The organism is Flavobacterium sp. YO64, assembly GCF_004119505.1.
In the GTDB taxonomy this organism is placed as follows: Bacteria; Bacteroidota; Bacteroidia; order Flavobacteriales; family Flavobacteriaceae; genus Flavobacterium; species Flavobacterium oncorhynchi.
In genome coordinates this window covers 1-17,736 of the sequence record NZ_NRQV01000038.1, presented here as the reverse complement: position 1 = coordinate 17,736, position 17,736 = coordinate 1, and the positions used below count along the sequence as shown (strand labels likewise).

The following is a 17,736-nucleotide window of genomic DNA, read 5'->3' as shown; positions in this document are numbered from 1 at the left end:
ACTTTTTGTTTTTTACAAAGATAAGTCATTTCTAAAATTTGCGTGAAAGCATCGATACATTTATGGTTAATAAAATGAAGCGTATTAAAAAATAATAATTTAATTACAGAAGTCTTTATTTTTTAAAATTAATTCACGCTAAGGTCTTTTTATGAACTTTATTTTGACAGTATCAAAGTGTTGAAATGGTGTGTCGGCTTTTAAAAGGAAGATAATATTGTGATTTTTTGCAAAATCTCTTTATGTTTTCTTTTGAAATTTAGCTTTCTGATAACTTGAAGAAAAAGTTTAATTGTATTTTCTTTAAGAATTTGGGCGGGAAAGTTTGTGTTTTAGTGGTAAGTAAATATCTTACAGGAATACCCTTTTTTATGTTAATTATGTTAAAATTTAAACAAAAAAGGCCTGATTTTCAGGCTTCTATTTTGACGACTGTAAATAATTTATATTTTTGCCATACCCAGATTTTTTATTAACCTAAAGAAATTCAATGATTTACAAAATTTATCCACTGCTTGTGTTTTTATTATTATCTTTTGGAAAAGATTCAAAAAACACACCCGAAATTAAAAATGCAACGACTAAAACCGTTGCTAAGGTTGAAAAGAACCTTACAGTTGAGGCAAAAATCGAAAATATTTATAAAACATTAGATACTAATAATTTTAATGTTCCGGAACTTAAAACTTTTACTGAAGCTTTAAAAGGTTTTTATCTTTTGAAAGAAAGAGGGATTGTTCAAAAAAACATTTTAACATTAATTGATTTTAGTTTGTCATCAAATACTAAACGTTTATGGGTAATTGATATGACGACAAATAAAATTTTGTTCAATTCGTTAGTTGCTCATGGTCGAAATACGGGAGAAGAATTTGCATCAGCGTTTTCAAATATAAACTCATCGTTTAAAAGCAGCTTAGGGTTTTATGCTACTGGCGAAATTTATCGAGGAAAACATGGGGCTTCATTGCGTTTAGATGGCTTAGAAAGAGGTTTAAATGACAATGCTCGCGAAAGAGGAGTTGTAATGCATGGTGCTGATTATGTATCTGAATCTTTTATTAGAGATCATAAAAGATTAGGCAGAAGTCAAGGTTGTCCAGCAGTTCCAGTTGAATTGACAGATGAAATAATTGAAACAATAAAAGATAAATCATGTTTGTATATTTATCATCCATCAAGAAGTTTTACGATGGAGGAGAGGCTAATTTCTTAGTTTAGTATACAAATCCGAATCTAGATTATAAATATCAGCTCTAAAAATGAGCTGATTTTTTTTGCTCCAAGCAGTCCAATACCATTGGTATAAAGCATATTTTTTGGTAATTTTTGCACTCGTTGTTTTTTTGGAAGCGATTATTGTGTCGATTTTTTCTTTTGAAAACTTTTCAGAATCATCTAAAATATGTTCTGCTAATTCAAGTGGATTTTCAACACGAACGCAGCCAGAGCTTAAAGAACGATTGTTTCTTCCAAAGTAATTGCGATGGTTTGTGTCATGAAGATAAACGCTGTGACGATTTGGGAATAAAATTTTCATTAATCCTAATGAATTATTATAGCCTGGACTTTGTACATAACGATAATTATGAGGCTTGTTTTCGTTCCACGCAGTTGGCTCTACTATGTTTCCAGCGGTATCATAAATTGTGATGCTTTTATTGGCCAAATAATTTCGATTGCGCTTCATTGCAGGAACGACATCTTCTTTTAGAATTGTAGGAGGAACTGTCCAAGTTGGGTTAAAAACAACAGTTTTTAGTACCGATGTAATAATTGGTGTTTTTCTTTTACTGGTTCCAACGACAATATTTTTTGATAAAATAGTGTCTTGATTCTCGACAACATCTAAGCTGTAATTCGGAATGTTGATGATGAAGTATTCCTCTGCTAAATCAGTAGGGAACCATCTCCATCGCTCTAAATTGACAATAATTTGTTGTCTTCTTTTTTCTTTAGAGTAGTTTAAAGCATTTATAGTTCCTTGTCCTATAACTCCATCGGGAGCGAGGCCGTGTCTTTCTTGAAATTTTTTAACTGACTCAAATGTCTTTTGATTATAAATGTTTGTCAGGCTGTCTTTTCCTGACATATCATTCCAGAATAAAAGCCTTTTTTTTATGTTTATTAAAGCAGAATTGGTGTCGTTTAAAGTGATTTTTTCAAGAGATTGTATATTTTTGATTTCGTCATCTGGAAAAGTTTTAATGATTTCCAATGCTTTTAACAGCTGCTTATAAGTTTGGGATTTAGGCTGAATGTTGTCAACAATGCTGTCTAATTTGTCTTTGTTAAAAGCTTTAATTAAAACATTGTTTACATCAAATGTTTTTTCGTCTAAATCCCAGTCTGTATATATTTTTTTAGGATCAAGTTTGCCTTTGTAAAGATGATTTAGGTATTTTTCAAAATTATAAGTCAGTAATATATCATAAGTAGCCAAGTCAGAATCGCTCAGAGAGCTTATTTTGCTTTCGAATTTTTTTAATTTAGATGCTTTATAATCTTCGGGGTTTAATCCTAATTCATCTGATTTTTCTAACTGTGATAGGACATAATTTCTCTTTTTTAAATTTCCCCAAACCGTTTTGTTCTCAGAAGAGTTGTAGAATTGTTTTAAAGTTTCGCTTTTAAAAGTACCAATTAGTGCAGTGTCAATTTGAACCGTTCTTTCATCAGTAAGTATGATTGCCGGCGTTTTTTTTACGACAACGGGTGTTGTTTTAGGAGTATCTTTTTTACAACTAATCAAACTGCATAATACTAATAAAAGGTAAAATTTTTTCATTCTATATTTTTTTAAACATCAAATAATGTTCTCCAACGTCTTTTATTTCAAATGGTTCGCCAAGAACTTCATAGTTCATTCTTTTGTAAAAACCTACCGCTGCGGTTCTAGCGTTAAACCAAATTAAATCGACTTTATTTTGTTTACAATAGTCTTCACAATGTTTTACTAAAGCTTCTCCGAATCCCTTTTTTTGGTGATTCTCTAAAATTGCCATGCCGCGAATTTGACCCTGTGAATTTTCGGCAAAGATAGGGTTGGATTTAGTGAATAATGAAATAATTCCTGTTAAATTTTCGTTTTGAAACAAGCCAAAATGATGAGTTGTTTCAAGATTATCTCCTTCAAAGATGCAGCTTTCTATAGGTTTTCCGTTTCTTAAAACAGGTTGGCGTACGATATAAGTTTCTTTTGATGGGATTTCTTTGATGATATTCATGATTTTTGAAAAATAATTGTTTTTATAACTTTTTAATTTTAAATGTGTTATAATTAAATGTTGATTTTTGTTGATTTTTTTTGCGAAAAAGCTTGTTTTGAACTTAACTTATTTTCTATATTTGCACCACAGTAATGCGAAAGTAGCTCAGTTGGTAGAGCTCCAGCCTTCCAAGCTGGTTGTCGCGAGTTCGAGCCTCGTCTTTCGCTCTAAAAAACCGAAATTTAATCGTTTCGGTTTTTTTACCAAAATTAAATAATTTTTTGATTTTTATTTTTTAGAATGATTTAATTGTTTATATTTGCACCCTGTTAATGCGAAAGTAGCTCAGTTGGTAGAGCTCCAGCCTTCCAAGCTGGTTGTCGCGAGTTCGAGCCTCGTCTTTCGCTCTTTAAAAGCCTCAAACATTGTTTGAGGCTTTTTTGTTTTTAAACTAAATGTAAATTCTAATACTCTAAATTCTAAATCCCAATTTTATATTTATCTCTTTAATTTTGGAATTTAGAATTTAAAATATTGAATCTTTATTTTAAATTACTTAAATCACTTTCAGTTTCTAGTTCTGTCGGTGTTTCGTTTTGTAAAAATAAACGAGCTTGTAAACTTCCTTTTAAGGTTATTTTTTCGCCTTTTACTTCCAGCCAGCTGCCTTCTCTTAAACCTAAAACTGGAATTGAATTAAAAGCATGAAACTCCTTAATTCTTGTTTCGCGCGTTTCTCCCATATGTTTAGAGTTTAAATCGGGATCTAGATAATGCGGATTTAAGTTGAATGGAATTAATCCTAAAGTTTGAAAACTTGGAGGGTAAATGATTGGCATATCGTTAGTTGTCTGCATAGACAGTCCGCATATGTTGCTTCCAGCGCTTGTTCCAAGATATGGAGTTCCATTTTTTACAGTTTCAGAAAGCAACTGCATAATGTTGTTTTTGTACAATTGTGTAACAAGTAAAAAAGTATTTCCTCCGCCTGTAAATATTCCTTCAGCATTTTTTAAGGCGCTTTCTGGACTTTCAAATTCATGAATTCCTTGCAGTTTTATATTGATTGTAGCAAAAGCTTGCGCGGCTTTTTGCGTGTATTCGTCATGAGAAATTCCGCCGGGACGTGCGTACGGAATAAATAAAATGCTTTTACAATTTTTAAAATGTACTTGTAATGTTGGTAATAAGTATTCTAAATAGCTGCCTTCGTGTAAAGTAGAGGTGCTTGCAATGATAATGCTTTTCATAATTTTTAAACTCTGATTTTGTATGTTAAAGGTATTAAAAATCTAGCTTTCTGAGTGTGTTTAACTTTGGTTAATTAACATATTTTTACCAACTCCTTAATATTAAATTTGGAATACATTAGGATATTTTTACCTTTTTAATAAAATTCTAAGATTTTTTATTTTGATTACAAAAGTTGTCTGCTTTTTTGTTGCTGTTATGAGTCAAAATCTATGGTCTCAAAATCAAGAACGCTCTGTTTTGAATGGAAAAATCATTGCTAATACCAATGATTTAGAAGGAGTTTATGTTGTAAATGCGCAAACAGAAGCAATGACTACTACAGATGCTTCTGGTGCTTTTTCGATTATGGCAAAAGCCGATGATACGCTTGTTTTTTCATCTATACAATTTAAAGAAAATAGAGTCTCACTGTCTGCGGCTAATTTTACAGATTTAGACTTTACGATAAAAATGAATATGGTGATGAATCAGCTGCAGGAAGTAGTTGTAAAGAGATACGATAGAATAAATGCTGTTTCTTTAGGGATTGTTCCTGAGGGGCAAAAAAGGTATACAGTAGCCGAAAGGAAATTGCATACAGCAACGGATTTAAAAGCTCCGGGAGGTGGTTTGACTGCAGATCCTTTAATGAATTTTCTTTCGGGCCGCACAGCTATGCTTAAAAAAGAAGTCGCTGTCGAAAAGAAAGAAGCTTTTATGAGGCTTTTGGAGAATATGTTTAGTATGGATCATTTTGTTAACAGACTGAAGATTCCGCTAGACTATGTAAAAGGATTTGAATATTATGCTGTCGATAATGAAAGGTTTACAGCTATTTTGAATTCGAAAAATAAAACTTCTACAGAGTTTTTGTTAGGAGAGCTGGCGGTAAAATACAAAGAAATAATTGCAAGTGAACTTAAGTAATACTTTATATATAACCTTTTTTATGTGTTTTGTTCAAATTTGTTTTGGACAAAATGGCAATGGAAAAGTGATTTCAGGGCAAATATTTGAGCAGTCTACTCCAATCGGGGGTGTGAATATTATCAATAATGATACACAGATTGCGACTGTTTCTGACAATGATGGGCGTTTTTCAATTTCGGTAAAAGAAGGAGATGTTTTGGTGTTTTCAGCAGTAAATTTAGATCCTGTAAAACGTCGGATTACAATTGCTGATCTTGGTTTGAGTTTGCTTTCGATTAAAATGACTGCGAAAGAAATTGAGTTAAAAGAAGTTGTGGTTAATGATAATTACGGTATTACGGCTGAAAATTTAGGAATTGTACCGCATGGGCAAAAAACGTACACGCCTGCCGAAAGAAAAGTGTATACTGCAACCTCTACATCGGTAGATAAAATATTAAACGGAATTTCGGGGCGGACTGCAATGCTGAAAAAGGAGATAAATGTGGAGAAAAAAGAGATGCTTTTTAGAAAAATAGAATATCTTTTTGAGGAGAACTATTATACTGAAAGATTAAAAATTCCAGTTAATGATATTAAAGGATTTCAATTATTTTGTGTGGATGATACTGAATTTGCTGTATCTTTGAATACTAAGAATAAAACAATGAGCATGTTTTTAATTACTGATCTGGCTCGTAAATATCTTATAATCCTTGAAAATGAAAAATAAAATTACAATTGTTGTTATCTGCTTGTTTTGTCAAGTAATGTTTGGTCAAAATAATTCAAGAACCTCTTTGCATGGTCAGGTTGTTAACGGATCGCTAGCTATTGAAAGCGGTTATGTTATGAATGTAAATGCTAAAATTAGAACATTTATTGGTTCTGGCGGGTTGTTTGACATTATGGCAAGACCTAAAGATACGCTGTTGTTTACAGGTTTAGCTTTTCAGTCAAAGAAAATTGTTTTGACAGAGAAAGACTGTGCTCAAATTCTTTTTTCAGTGCCTTTAGATTTGGTAAGCAATGAATTGAAAGAAGTTTTGGTTCGAAAAGATTTAAAAGTTAAAGCTTTTCAAGGCGGAAACTCGCAGGCTCTTGTTGATATGCAGTTTGAAGATGATAAGCAGTCTACAGCAAAGAATACTGTAATGTACTCTGATCAAACAATTAAATACGGAACTGATTTTGTTAGAATATTTAAGGATGTAAAAAAACTTCTTTCTAAAAATAAAGACGTAAAAGAAGAAGTAATATCTGATATTGCTTTTGTGGAATATTCTAAAGCCAATTTTAAATCAGATTTTTATACAAAAACCCTAGGTTTGAAAGAAGATGAAATTGATTTGTTTTTAATGTATTGTTCTAATGATCCTGAATCTAAAAGGCATCTTAAGCCTGAAGAAAAATTTGAATTGATCGATTTTATGATTAATAAAAATAAGGAGTTTAAAAAGGTGAATTCTCCGCAGTAATGAAAAAAAGGTTCGTTTATCCTTTACTTGGGTTATTGTTTCTCTCGCTTTCCGCTTTTGCCTTTCATAAGTTTTATGTAGGTGTTTTTCAGGTTGAATATGCGGCAGAAAAGAAAATGATTCAAATTACATCTCGAATTTTTATTGATGATTTGAATAATGGTATGGAGAAAAAGTACCATAAAAAAACACTTGTAGGTACAGAGCGTGAAACTCCTGCAGATGCTGATTTGCTTAAAAAATATCTTTCTGAAAATTTTACGATTAAAGTAAACGGACAAACAAAACCAGTTGCCTTTTTATCTAAAGAGGTTGAAGGTGATGTTTTGGTGTGTTATTCGAGAATAAAAGATGTTGAAAAGTTTAAGACAATCGAAATTGTAAATACCATTTTGGTCGACTGGAATGCTGAACAGCAGAATATTACACATGTTACAGCATTTGGGATTAAAAGGAGTGTGCTTTTTACAGGATCTTCAAGGAAAGAATTGTTAAAATACTAATTTATAAGTTAAATGAGTATATTAATTATTATTTTCACACCCAGATAAAATTACCATTAAATTTTTATGAAAAAACTTTCATTATTATTAATTTTTCCTGCTATGTTAATTGCTCAGGAAAAAGGAACAGCACCTAGACAGCAAGGCAAATACGATACAAATAAGTTTAGCCAGATGTACGATTTGCTGGCAACACCCAATATGTTTCGTACAGCATCTGGTGCGCCTGGACCAGCATATTATCAGCAGCAGGCAGATTATAAAATTGATATTGAATTAGATGATAAAAATTCAAAATTAAGTGGTTATGAAACGATTACTTATTCTAACAATTCACCAGATAGTTTAGAGTATTTATGGGTGCAGTTAGATCAAAATCAGGCTAAAGCTAATACGCAGACTTCATTGGCTGAAGGTGAAAAAATTAATCAAGTTTTACCGCTTGAAGGTTTTTCTACTAAATATTTAAAGAAAAATTTAGAACGTGGTTTTAATATTGAACAAGTAAAAGATGCAAAGGGAAATGCAATGTCTTATACGATCAATGAAACTATGATGCGAATTAATCTGGTTTCTCCTTTAAAACCAGGAGAGAAAATTGTATTTTCGGTAAAATGGTGGTACAACATTAATAATTACAGAAAAGAAGGCGGACGTTCAGGTTATGAATTGTTTGAAAAAGATGGTAACAAACTATATGTAATCGCGCAGTTTTACCCAAGAATGGCGGTATATAACGATGTTGAAGGCTGGCAGAATATGCAGTTTTGGGGAAGTGGCGAATTTGCCCTGCCTTTTGGGAATTTTGATGTAAATATTACAGTTCCTGCAGATCATATAATTGATGCAACTGGAGAATTAACAAATAGAAGTGAAGTTTTTACGGCAGAACAAGTTAAGCGTTATGAACAGGCTCAAAAATCATTTGACAAACCTGTTGTAATTGTTACGCAAGCCGAAGCCGAAGCCGCTGAAAAAGGTTTTTCTGAAAAGAAAAAAACATGGAAATTCAGCGCTAAAAATGTTCGTGATTTCGGAATTGCATCTTCAAGAAAATTCATTTATGATGCAATGGCTGTAAAATTGAACAATAAAATTGTAATGGCAGAGTCTGTTTATCCAAAAGAATCAAATCCGCTTTGGGGAGAAACTTCTACAATGACCGTTGCACATACTTTAAGAAGTTATTCATCACATACTTTTGACTATCCTTATCCAAAAGCAGTATCAGTTTCTGCAGAGGATCAAGGTATGGAATATCCGATGATTTGTTGGAATTATGGGCGTCCTGATGAAAACGGAGTGACTAGTAAAGAGGTTAAAAACGGAATGATTGGTGTGGTTATTCATGAAGTTGGCCACAACTTTTTTCCAATGATTGTAAACTCAGATGAGCGTCAATGGACTTGGATGGATGAAGGTTTAAACTCGTTTTTAGAATATTTGGCTGAACAGGAATTAGATCCAAACTTTCCATCAAGACGTGGGCCTGCAAAGAATATTGTTCCTTACATGAGTGGCGATCAAAAGTTTTTAGAGCCAATTATGTCTAACTCTGAGACAATTCACCAGTTTGGAAATAACGCTTACGGAAAACCTGCAACAGGTCTTAATATTTTAAGAGAAGTTGTTATGGGAAGAGAGCTGTTTGATTATGCATTTAAAACGTATGCAAATAGATGGAAATTTAAACACCCAACTCCTGAAGATTTCTTTAGAACAATGGAAGACGCCTCGGCTGTAGATTTAGATTGGTTCTTTAGAGGTTGGTTTTATTCAACTGATTTTGTAGACATCGGAATTAAAGATGTGAAACAATATTACGTTTCTGATACTCCAACAGCAGATATTAAAGATGTAAAAGTTAGAAAAGGCCGTTTTGGTTTTGAAAAAGGTCCTTTTGTATATTTAGTTTCAGGAGATAATGCAGAGGTAAGTTCTTCTAAGAAAAAAGCATTAGATGTTGAAGATATTAAGCCTCTAGCAGATTATGTTGACCAAACATTTACTGTTGAAGAAAAAGCAAGCATAAAATCGCCTAAGTATTTTTATGAAGTTGAGTTTAATAAACCGGGAGGTATGATTATGCCAATTCTTGTTGAAATAACTTATGAAGATGGTACAAAAGATAATTACAAATATCCTGCGCAAATTTGGAGAAAAAACAATGATACAGCTAAGAAAGTATATGCAGTTTCAAAAGCAATAAAAAGTATTCAGATAGATCCAAAATTATTAACTGCTGATATTGATGTAACGAATAATTCTTGGCCAAAAGTAGAACAAAAGTCAAAGTTTGACTAAGAATAAAGCTAAAAGACTCTGAAAAGAGTCTTTTTTTTTAAGGAAATTTTAAAACGGCAAGCTGCAAAATTTAATATCTTTGTGGCACACAAAAATAAAAGTTATGTTTGGTATAGGAGGAGGAGAATTAATTTTCATACTGTTTATAGTTTTAATGCTTTTTGGTTCTGACAAAGTGCCTGAAATTGCTCGTACTATGGGTAAAGCAATGGCTCAGTTAAAAAATGCAACCAACGATATTAAAAGTGAAATTCAAAAGGGAGCTGAAGCTAATGGACTTGATGCGAAGTCTTTGACTGATATAACAGGTAATATTAATGCACAGATAAATGATGCGAAATCAAATATATTAGGAGATACTGGTAATCTGCTTGGAGACACAGCAACAGAAATCGATAAGGTAAAAGAAGATATAGATTCAATTTCAGGACCAGTAAAACGTCAAAGATAATATGCTTGAAAAAATACAAGAATTAGATGTAAATTTATTAGTATATCTAAACGGACTTGGTTCTGAAACTTACGATAAACTTTGGCTGATTATTACCAATCAATTGTATTGGACTCCATTATTTTTATTAATGTTTTATCTTATTTATAAAAAAATAGGAGGAAAGCAAACCTTGTATTTACTGCTTTTTATTGCAGTTTTAATTGCGTTTACAGATCAAACTACTAATTTATTCAAACATACATTTCAGCGTTTACGTCCTTGTAATAATCCTGATATCAATTCGATTATTAGAGTTGTTCAGGTTAGAAAATCATTCAGCTTTTTCTCAGGACATGCAGCAAACACAATGGCAGTTGCTACTTTCTTGTTTTTGGTTTTAAAACGCCATTTCAAGTATTTAGGCTTCTTGTTTTTATGGCCATTAGTTTTTGCTTACAGCCGAATTTATTTAGGATTGCATTATCCAGGTGATATTCTAACGGGGTATTTCTTTGGAGCTCTTTTTGGTTTCTTGATTTATTTAGCTTACCGAAGATTAAAACCGCAATATTTTCCAGGATAGCTTTTTAAGGTTCTGAGTTTCTAAGATACTAAGGTTCTAAGTTTTCATTATCTTAGAACCTTAATTGTTTTTGAGAACAGTTCTTTCGCTCCATTGTAATTCTGCAGGAAGCTCTTGTTTACTAAATTCAATATGAATAACCCTTCTTCTTTCGCTGTTTGTGGTTTTGTTTGAAGCATGAAATAATAAAGGTTTCATAATCATAATACCACCTTTTTCAATTTCACAGATCGTTTCTTTTTCATTTTCAAAATCCAGATTTTCAATTCTTAAAATTCCTTTTGAATGTGAATTATTGATGACTTTTAAAGCGCCATTATCTTTTGTGGTTTTATCAATATGGATTCTGATTGTGAAATTGTTTTCTAAAATTTCTTTTGGAGGTTGAACAGCATATTGATTTTGTTTTACAGTCCAATTTTCAAAATTCTCAACATCAATTTTCTTATCCACAGAAATCGTTAAATCTTGATGATAAGCCACAAACCAATTTGATTTTTCAGGTTTGTCAAAATAAATTGATTTGGTTATAAAGTATCCTGTTCCAAAATTAGATTTAATAATTTCTTTTAGATTTTGATTGAAAATCAAGTCCAAAGTTTCAGGTATTTCTTTGTGAAATTGTCTGATCGCGAATAAATCTTGAGATTTTCTAAAAGTTGAACTATTAAATCCGTTTTTAGTGGTATTTTCTATTAATGAAATCAATTTTTCAATTTCATTTTTAGTATAAATATTGTTTATTATTGAAAAACCTTCATTGTTTATCTGATTTAAATAATTCATTCGAAATGGATTAAAATATGAAAAGAAAAAACCTTAGAACCTTAGCGTCTCAGTATCTTAGAATCTTAAAATTATAATACCCTGCTCACCGTCAATCCATCACGAATTGGTAGTAAAACCGTTTCTACTCTTGGATCATTTTTTAAGTGCAGATTATATTCTAAAAGCACTTTTGTACTCACATCATTAGGATGAACGGGTTCTAGTACTTTACCGCTCCATAAAACATTATCTGATAAAATAATACCGCCTTTATTCATTTTTGGCACTATCATTTCCCAGTAATTAAGATAGTTTTCTTTATCAGCATCAATAAAAACTAAATCAAACTTTACATCTAAAGTGGGAATAATATCAATTGCTTCTCCTAAGTGCTGAAAAATTTGGTTGCCCCACGGAGACGCATCAAAATATTTACGCTGAAAATCAATTAATTCTTCTTTAATATCAATAGTATGCAATTGTCCGTTTTCCTGCATTCCTTCGCACAAGCATAAAGCGGCATAACCCGTGTAAGTTCCAATTTCAAGAATATTAACCGGACGAATCAATTTAGAGAGCATACTCAAAACACGGCCTTGAAAATGCCCGCTCAACATTCGCGGTAAAAGTATTTTTTGGTACGTTTCTTTATTGAGTTTCGCCAGTAATTCTGGTTCGTTTTCAGAATGTTGTTCGATATAATCTTCTAGATCTTGTGAAATAAAATGCATCTTGTGTTTGTTCTAATTTAAAGCAAAAATACAAAAAATATCTGCTTACTATTTTGCATAAAAAAACCATTCGTGTAAACGAATGGTTTCAGTATTAATTTCGAGATGAAAATTATTTTTTCAAAGCGTCATTTACTTCTTTAGCTGTTTTTACAGTTCCGTCTTTAGCAGCTTTAGCAGCATTTTCTACTTTTTCAGCACCTTTTTTAGTGGCATCTTTTACATCAGCAGCTGTTTTTTTAGCAGCAGTTTCAACATCGTCGGCAGCTTTTTTAGTAGCATCTTTTACATCTTCAGCTGCTTTTTCTGTTTTAGTAACAGCGCTGTCTTTTACTTCTTTAATATCAGTTGTTAAAGAGTCAACTTTGTTTCCAAGAGTTAATTCATCTTCTGCCGGTTTTGGCTCTTTCTTTTCGCATGATTGTACCGCGAATGTTAATAATGCAATTACAGCTAAAGTTAAAATTTGTTTTTTCATAATAAATTGTCTTTTTAGGTTAAAAATTTTAAAACGTCATAAAGTGGAATAATAAAAATACAAATTTTAAAATGATTGCGCGCTTTGTAAGATTATATTTTCTTTTGAGTGCAAGACAATTCTCGTGCCAAATTTTTAAATTTTGATCAGCCGATGCAATTTTTTTAATGACAATTGCGAGTTAGTTTTTGTACAAACTAAAGTTTATCACAATATCATCTTTAACTTTTATAAGTCCCGCCATTTTTACCGGAGGTTCTAATTCAAGATCAGAGAATTTTAAAGAAAGTGTGCCCTGAATTTTATCATCAGCATTGTATAAAACAAAGTCTTTATATTTTAGTGTTTTATTAGTGATAAAAAAGTTCAGGTTGCATTTATAGTTTTTACCATTAGGCTTTATATCGGTAAGGCAAACAGTACTGTTAGGGAATATTTTAGCCTTAACAGTTCCTTGTAAATCTTTTGTCATTATTTTATTGCCGCAATCAAAGTTTGTCATTTTGATAGCGGTATTGAAAGTGTTTTTTTGTTTGAGTTTAAGTAAACTGTATCTTTTATAGAAAAAGTATTCGAACAGTTGTACTTGCCAACAGATGATAATCCTGTAATTTCTATTTTAATTTTATTTATTACTAAAGTTGTATCATCTGCTAAAAAAGTGGGTTTAGCACTTCCAAAGAAAAAGAAAATTACTAAACCCAGAATTAAAAAAATAAATCTATTAAGCATTTTTGTTATATTAGAATGCAATTACAGCTTCGAATACTAGACCTTCAAATTTACCACCATAAAAGTTGTTTAGATTTCCAGTAGCAGGATCTCCTGTAAATTGTGAATAATCTTTATATTTTTGATTAACGTAGTTTAATTTAGCTAAAATGTTTTTAGTCATAAACCAACCAGCACTTGCTTCAAATTTATCTACACTAACCTTTTTAGCATCAGCATTAGATAATTTTCCAGATACGGTATTGTATTTTCCTCCAATGTAGAATTGTTCAGTTTCTCCAAATCTGTAAATAAGTTCTGAAGCATATTGATTAGCTGTACGCTTGTCGTCAGTACCAGCTTTATCACCTCCTGAAGCTAATTCGATTGTTCCAAAGAATTCAAGTCCTTTATATTTTACAAAAGGATTAATCATGTATGTTGTAGCCCAATTTTTGAAATTAGGATTGAACGTTGCTTCTGGAGTAGATGTTTTACTGAAACTACTAGCAACATCAGTAGTAGTTGTAGAAATAACAGTACCATTTGCATCGGTCTTAGTAATGGTGTTTTTATAAGGGTTATTATTCAATATACCCCAATAACCAAATCCTGATCTATTAGCAGAATATATGTTTGCATTACCAAGATTTGCATTATGGTAATAAGAACCCGTTAGTCTTACTCTTAAATCTTTATTAAGCTGTTTATCATAACCAAGTTTAGCTAAGATTGAAGGGCTGTGCGTTGTATTAGCGTTTGGTCCAGCAGGGTAAAAAACTTCTTCATTACTTTGATTTAAATTACCATTTGTAACACCTAACATACTAACCAATCCTTTTCTGTTATAGTAAACCTCCATACCCATTTCTGTAGTGAAAGAATACATAATGTTGTTTCCAACAAATGCATTTCTGATTGTATTACCATTGTCAGAACCTCTGAAGTGAGCATCACCAAAATTGTTCTCCATCTGCCCAATTTTAATTGTAGCATATTTCATTACATCAGCTAAAAAGTCTTTTTTGATGAAGTCTAACTTGTCAATTTGTAAGTATCCACCTTTTACATAAGAATCATTGTGGTGTCTTGAAGCTAAATAAACATCTAAATTTACTCTTACTCCATCAAACAATTGAGCACCAATATACATATCAGCAGCAGGAAGAGTAAAATTGTTTTCATTATTCATTAAGCGATATCCAGTAATTGATCTAACAGTAGTTCCAGTAGCCGTATTAGTCGTAGTTGTAGTACTGGCAGGTTGATTGTTAAATGAATTTGTTGCTTGGAAATCCATGTTAAAAGCACCGCCAAGGTCAATACTAAGACCTTTAAATTCTCTAGTGTCTTTCTGTACGTCGAAAACATTAATACCATCTTTTCCTCTAGAAATTTGGTTTTGCATGTTTCCAAAACTTACCTGTGCATTAACAGCAAATGTGCTGACTAATGTTATTGCGAGTATATAAATTTTCTTCATGGCGTTTATAAATTAAAGTTTAAATTGAATTTTATTGTTAAATCTTGTCCCGTTTTAATGGTTCCAAGCATTGCAGTTGGAGATTTCATTCCAAAATCAGCAAAAGTGATTTTGTTCGATCCCTGCATGTTTAATCCATCTTTCGTAATAGTTGTTTTAACCGTAGTTTTATAAACTTTACTTACTCCGGCAATGGTATACGTTCCAGTCAATTCCCAAGTGGTTTCATTTACTTTTTCTGCAGATTTTAAAACATATTTAATGTTTTTGTTTTTATCCGTTTTTAAAGTTGTATAAGCAACCTTGTCCATGCTTTTTTTCTCACTTTTAATGCTCTCTGCTAATAGCGTTACAGACAACGCTTCAATATCTGTTAGTTTTGAATTGGCAATTGTTAAAGTTGCCGTTCCAGTCCCTGAACCTGATTTCATTTCCCAATCATGAAGAGTTGAAGTACCTGCAACAGAAAAAGTTGATTTAGTATCTAATGTGTATGATTTTTGTGCCGAAGCAAATGTGGTAACTCCAAAGAGTACAATTACAGATGCAAATAGTTTTATTTTGTTGATCTTCATTTTGTCATGTTTTTAGTGTAAAAAATAAGTTAATCAGTCGGCCGTTTTCTATACTAGTATTAAGAATGTTGTTTTAACTTGTACCAAAGATCTCCTTATAAATCAGTATGAGACATGATAAAAATCATTGTTAAAATTTTATTAAATTGGTATTTAATAACTACAACGTTTTCATTTTTGTCAAAATCAATATTGATATTAAAAAAGAATTTGAGTTTTTATCAAATTAGCAGACTTTTAAAGTCTGACTTGATAACTTTTGGAGCAAATTGTTGTTTTTGTATTAGCAGAGAAGTTGCATTTATCTGTTGAAATTTGTTTCAGCTTAAAATAATGTTGAAAATCACAGTTAGATCTTTTCCTGTTTTTACAACTCCAAGAGCTGCCTTTGGAGGGGCCATTTCAAAATCGCCAAAAGTAATTTGGTTGGAGCCTTGCAGCATAAAAGTGCCGTTATTGGCAGTTATTTTTACTTGAGTTTGATATTCTTTGCTGACACCAGCAATGGTATAAGTTCCTGTTAGAATCCAAGTTGTTTCGTTTATTTTTTCTGCTGATTTTAAAACATATTCAATGTTTTTGTTTTTTTCGGTATCTAAGGCTTCATATGCCACTCTGTCCATGCTGGTTTTACTGCTTTTTAAACTTTCAGCTAGTATTGAAATAGATAAACTGTTTATGCCGGCTAGTTTAGATTCCTTAACCGTTAAATTGGCAATACCAGTTCCTTCTGTAGATCTCATAACCCAATCGTGTACGGTAGAAGTTCCTGCGACTTCAAAAGTTGATTTTGCTTCTACTACTGAATAGTTTTTTTGTGCGCTTAATTGTAATGAGATTGTTGTAAAAATCACTGTAAATAAAATTGATTTAATTGTTTTCATTTTTGAGAATTTTAGGTTGATCTTTTAACTTAGAAAGCTTAAAACATTTGCAGTGGTTAAAGAGTTTAAAGCTTTCCTTGAATTTCTTAGGTCAAAATTATCAGGCATCCGCAAAAAATAGAATGATAAAAATCAGGGCAAAAGTGATATAAATTGTTATAGTAAAGAATAGAGAAACAAATTGAACTTAATTATAGGTTTTCAGGAAAATGTTTGAAATGATAAGTGTTTGTTTCTTAGTGAATTATTTCTTTTTTTGAGAGAGGTATAAAACACTTTTTATACTAGATCATTTTTTTGATTTAACTAAGAATGTGTTTAAAAATCAAAAAAAAGGACAAAAGTGATTAACTTTGCAGCATGCAAATGGAGAAAAAAGACATACGAGCCTTATCAAAAGAGCAATTACGAGATTTTTTTGTCGCAAATAATGACAAAGCTTTTCGCGGAAATCAAGTCTATGAATGGTTATGGAGCAAAGGAGCTCATAGCTTTGAAGATATGACAAATGTTGCCAAAGCAACACGATCTATGCTTGAAGACAATTTTGTAATCAACCACATTAAAGTAGATACAATGCAGCGCAGTACAGATGGTACTGTAAAAAATGCGGTTAGACTTCATGACGGACTTGTTGTTGAATCTGTTTTGATTCCTACAGAAACTAGAACCACCGCTTGTGTATCCAGCCAAGTTGGCTGCAGTTTAGATTGTAACTTTTGTGCTACTGCGAGATTAAAGAGAATGCGAAATCTTGAGCCGGGAGAGATTTACGATCAAATTATGGCAATTGATAAAGAAAGTCGTTTGTATCACAATCATCCGCTTTCGAATATTGTTTTTATGGGAATGGGAGAGCCTTTAATGAATTATAATAATGTCATTAAAGCAATAGATATGGTTACGTCGCCTGAAGGTTTAGGAATGTCGCCAAAACGTATTATGCTTTCGACATCTGGAATTCCAAAGATGATTAAAAAGATGGCAGATGATGAAGTGAAATTCAAATTAGCAGTTTCATTGCACTCAGCAATAGACGAAACCCGAGCTAAAATTATGCCTTTCAGTAAAAACTTTCCTTTAAAAGACTTACGAGAAGCACTAGAATATTGGTACAGAAAGACAAAAAGTAAAATCTCGTATGAATATGTGGTTTGGAAAGGAATTAACGATGACAAAGCTTCTATTGATGCTTTGGTAAAATTTTGCAAATATGTGCCTTGTAAAGTTAATTTAATAGAATATAACCCAATTGATGACGGTGAGTTTCAACAGGCTTCAGAAGAGTCAATTTTAGCTTATATCAAAGCTTTAGAAAACATTGGAGTTGTGGTAAAAGTTCGTCGCAGCCGCGGAAAAGATATCGATGCCGCCTGCGGTCAATTGGCAAACAAAGAAGGATAGAATTTATCTTAAAAATATAAAAAGCATTAAAACAAAATAGTCTTGTTTTA

General features: G+C 31.8%; 19 protein-coding genes and 2 tRNA genes. 11 read left to right on the top strand and 10 right to left on the bottom strand.

Annotated elements, in window-relative coordinates:
- Positions 1 to 490 precede the first annotated feature (490 nt).
- The gene (locus tag BOW57_RS18610; RefSeq protein WP_129056439.1) at positions 491 to 1,216 is read left to right on the top strand and encodes a murein L,D-transpeptidase catalytic domain family protein; all 726 of its coding nucleotides are present in this window, start codon (positions 491 to 493) and stop codon (positions 1,214 to 1,216) included.
- Here BOW57_RS18610 and BOW57_RS18605 read toward each other — a convergent pair.
- Entirely contained in the window at positions 1,205 to 2,788 is a 1,584-nt protein-coding gene (locus BOW57_RS18605) for a murein L,D-transpeptidase (RefSeq protein WP_129056437.1), read from the bottom strand. The two genes, BOW57_RS18610 and BOW57_RS18605, sit on opposite strands and share 12 nt — an antisense overlap.
- A 1-nt stretch (position 2,789) precedes the next feature.
- Positions 2,790 to 3,227, bottom strand: coding sequence for a GNAT family N-acetyltransferase (locus tag BOW57_RS18600; RefSeq protein ID WP_129056435.1), 438 nt, complete (start codon positions 3,225 to 3,227; stop codon positions 2,790 to 2,792).
- A gap of 136 nt (positions 3,228 to 3,363) precedes the next feature.
- Here BOW57_RS18600 and BOW57_RS18595 point away from each other — a divergent pair.
- Together BOW57_RS18595 and BOW57_RS18590 are read left to right on the top strand one after the other, a co-directional pair.
- Positions 3,364 to 3,436: transfer RNA gene (locus tag BOW57_RS18595), tRNA-Gly, on the top strand.
- Between the two features lie 107 nt (positions 3,437 to 3,543).
- Positions 3,544 to 3,616, top strand: a tRNA-Gly gene (locus tag BOW57_RS18590).
- Positions 3,617 to 3,751: 135 nt separating this feature from the next.
- Here the strand turns inward: BOW57_RS18590 and pepE are convergent.
- Positions 3,752 to 4,459: a dipeptidase PepE gene (gene pepE, locus BOW57_RS18585; RefSeq protein WP_129056433.1), complete on the bottom strand. Its 708-nt coding sequence runs from the start codon at positions 4,457 to 4,459 to the stop codon at positions 3,752 to 3,754.
- 163 nt (positions 4,460 to 4,622) lie between these two features.
- On the opposite strand from pepE, the gene BOW57_RS18580 reads away from it, so the two are divergent.
- The 7 genes from BOW57_RS18580 (at position 4,623) to BOW57_RS18550 (ending at position 10,652) form a co-directional block, all read left to right on the top strand.
- A complete protein-coding gene (locus BOW57_RS18580) occupies positions 4,623 to 5,369 on the top strand; it encodes a carboxypeptidase-like regulatory domain-containing protein (RefSeq protein WP_241687477.1) in 747 nt (248 codons plus the stop codon).
- A gap of 22 nt (positions 5,370 to 5,391) precedes the next feature.
- Complete coding sequence (locus BOW57_RS18575; RefSeq protein WP_129056430.1) at positions 5,392 to 6,084, top strand: carboxypeptidase-like regulatory domain-containing protein; 693 nt, start codon at positions 5,392 to 5,394, stop codon at positions 6,082 to 6,084.
- Positions 6,074 to 6,829: a hypothetical protein gene (locus BOW57_RS18570; RefSeq protein ID WP_129056428.1), complete on the top strand. Its 756-nt coding sequence runs from the start codon at positions 6,074 to 6,076 to the stop codon at positions 6,827 to 6,829. The genes BOW57_RS18575 and BOW57_RS18570 overlap by 11 nt, the downstream gene beginning before the upstream one ends.
- A complete protein-coding gene (locus BOW57_RS18565; RefSeq protein ID WP_129056426.1) occupies positions 6,829 to 7,332 on the top strand; it encodes a DUF6702 family protein in 504 nt (167 codons plus the stop codon). The genes BOW57_RS18570 and BOW57_RS18565 overlap by 1 nt, the downstream gene beginning before the upstream one ends.
- A gap of 66 nt (positions 7,333 to 7,398) precedes the next feature.
- Positions 7,399 to 9,636, top strand: coding sequence for a M1 family metallopeptidase (locus tag BOW57_RS18560; protein WP_129056424.1), 2,238 nt, complete (start codon positions 7,399 to 7,401; stop codon positions 9,634 to 9,636).
- Between the two features lie 103 nt (positions 9,637 to 9,739).
- A complete protein-coding gene (locus BOW57_RS18555; protein WP_089054939.1) occupies positions 9,740 to 10,087 on the top strand; it encodes a twin-arginine translocase TatA/TatE family subunit in 348 nt (115 codons plus the stop codon).
- 1 nt (position 10,088) lies between these two features.
- Positions 10,089 to 10,652 carry a phosphatase PAP2 family protein gene (locus tag BOW57_RS18550; RefSeq protein ID WP_129025980.1) on the top strand — a complete coding sequence of 188 codons (564 nt, stop codon included), beginning with the start codon at positions 10,089 to 10,091 and terminating at the stop codon, positions 10,650 to 10,652.
- A gap of 60 nt (positions 10,653 to 10,712) precedes the next feature.
- Here BOW57_RS18550 and BOW57_RS18545 read toward each other — a convergent pair whose 3' ends face one another.
- The 7 genes from BOW57_RS18545 to BOW57_RS18515 form a co-directional block, all read right to left on the bottom strand.
- On the bottom strand, positions 10,713 to 11,438 hold the full coding sequence (locus tag BOW57_RS18545; RefSeq protein WP_129056422.1) for a phytanoyl-CoA dioxygenase family protein: 726 nt from the start codon (positions 11,436 to 11,438) through the stop codon (positions 10,713 to 10,715).
- 71 nt (positions 11,439 to 11,509) lie between these two features.
- Positions 11,510 to 12,151: an O-methyltransferase gene (locus tag BOW57_RS18540; protein WP_089054937.1), complete on the bottom strand. Its 642-nt coding sequence runs from the start codon at positions 12,149 to 12,151 to the stop codon at positions 11,510 to 11,512.
- A 112-nt stretch (positions 12,152 to 12,263) separates the two neighbouring features.
- Positions 12,264 to 12,629 (bottom strand): hypothetical protein, encoded by a 366-nt coding sequence (locus BOW57_RS18535; protein WP_089054936.1) that lies wholly within the window; start codon positions 12,627 to 12,629, stop codon positions 12,264 to 12,266.
- 181 nt (positions 12,630 to 12,810) lie between these two features.
- Complete coding sequence (locus tag BOW57_RS20925) at positions 12,811 to 13,101, bottom strand: hypothetical protein (RefSeq protein WP_241687476.1); 291 nt, start codon at positions 13,099 to 13,101, stop codon at positions 12,811 to 12,813.
- 270 nt (positions 13,102 to 13,371) lie between these two features.
- Entirely contained in the window at positions 13,372 to 14,823 is a 1,452-nt protein-coding gene (locus BOW57_RS18525; protein ID WP_089054934.1) for a hypothetical protein, read from the bottom strand.
- Positions 14,824 to 14,828: 5 nt separating this feature from the next.
- Positions 14,829 to 15,398, bottom strand: coding sequence for a YceI family protein (locus BOW57_RS18520; RefSeq protein ID WP_129025975.1), 570 nt, complete (start codon positions 15,396 to 15,398; stop codon positions 14,829 to 14,831).
- A gap of 320 nt (positions 15,399 to 15,718) precedes the next feature.
- Complete coding sequence (locus tag BOW57_RS18515; protein WP_089054932.1) at positions 15,719 to 16,282, bottom strand: YceI family protein; 564 nt, start codon at positions 16,280 to 16,282, stop codon at positions 15,719 to 15,721.
- A 360-nt stretch (positions 16,283 to 16,642) separates the two neighbouring features.
- Between BOW57_RS18515 and rlmN the strand changes: the two genes are divergently transcribed.
- Positions 16,643 to 17,686 (top strand): 23S rRNA (adenine(2503)-C(2))-methyltransferase RlmN, encoded by a 1,044-nt coding sequence (gene rlmN, locus BOW57_RS18510; protein WP_089054931.1) that lies wholly within the window; start codon positions 16,643 to 16,645, stop codon positions 17,684 to 17,686.
- Positions 17,687 to 17,736: the final 50 nt, after the last annotated feature.

Coding starts and splice junctions, on each gene's coding strand:
- BOW57_RS18560 (WP_129056424.1), top strand. CDS start 7,399: ATGAAAAAACTTTCATTATTATTAATTTTTCCTGCTATGTTAATTGCT.
- rlmN (WP_089054931.1), top strand. CDS start 16,643: ATGCAAATGGAGAAAAAAGACATACGAGCCTTATCAAAAGAGCAATTA.
- BOW57_RS18545 (WP_129056422.1), bottom strand. CDS start 11,438: ATGAATTATTTAAATCAGATAAACAATGAAGGTTTTTCAATAATAAAC.
- BOW57_RS18525 (WP_089054934.1), bottom strand. CDS start 14,823: ATGAAGAAAATTTATATACTCGCAATAACATTAGTCAGCACATTTGCT.
- BOW57_RS18600 (WP_129056435.1), bottom strand. CDS start 3,227: ATGAATATCATCAAAGAAATCCCATCAAAAGAAACTTATATCGTACGC.
- BOW57_RS18570 (WP_129056428.1), top strand. CDS start 6,074: ATGAAAAATAAAATTACAATTGTTGTTATCTGCTTGTTTTGTCAAGTA.
- BOW57_RS18515 (WP_089054932.1), bottom strand. CDS start 16,282: ATGAAAACAATTAAATCAATTTTATTTACAGTGATTTTTACAACAATC.
- BOW57_RS18605 (WP_129056437.1), bottom strand. CDS start 2,788: ATGAAAAAATTTTACCTTTTATTAGTATTATGCAGTTTGATTAGTTGT.
- BOW57_RS18550 (WP_129025980.1), top strand. CDS start 10,089: ATGCTTGAAAAAATACAAGAATTAGATGTAAATTTATTAGTATATCTA.
- BOW57_RS18535 (WP_089054936.1), bottom strand. CDS start 12,629: ATGAAAAAACAAATTTTAACTTTAGCTGTAATTGCATTATTAACATTC.
- BOW57_RS18610 (WP_129056439.1), top strand. CDS start 491: ATGATTTACAAAATTTATCCACTGCTTGTGTTTTTATTATTATCTTTT.
- BOW57_RS18565 (WP_129056426.1), top strand. CDS start 6,829: ATGAAAAAAAGGTTCGTTTATCCTTTACTTGGGTTATTGTTTCTCTCG.
- BOW57_RS18520 (WP_129025975.1), bottom strand. CDS start 15,398: ATGAAGATCAACAAAATAAAACTATTTGCATCTGTAATTGTACTCTTT.
- BOW57_RS20925 (WP_241687476.1), bottom strand. CDS start 13,101: ATGACAAAAGATTTACAAGGAACTGTTAAGGCTAAAATATTCCCTAAC.
- BOW57_RS18575 (WP_129056430.1), top strand. CDS start 5,392: ATGTGTTTTGTTCAAATTTGTTTTGGACAAAATGGCAATGGAAAAGTG.
- BOW57_RS18555 (WP_089054939.1), top strand. CDS start 9,740: ATGTTTGGTATAGGAGGAGGAGAATTAATTTTCATACTGTTTATAGTT.
- BOW57_RS18540 (WP_089054937.1), bottom strand. CDS start 12,151: ATGCATTTTATTTCACAAGATCTAGAAGATTATATCGAACAACATTCT.
- pepE (WP_129056433.1), bottom strand. CDS start 4,459: ATGAAAAGCATTATCATTGCAAGCACCTCTACTTTACACGAAGGCAGC.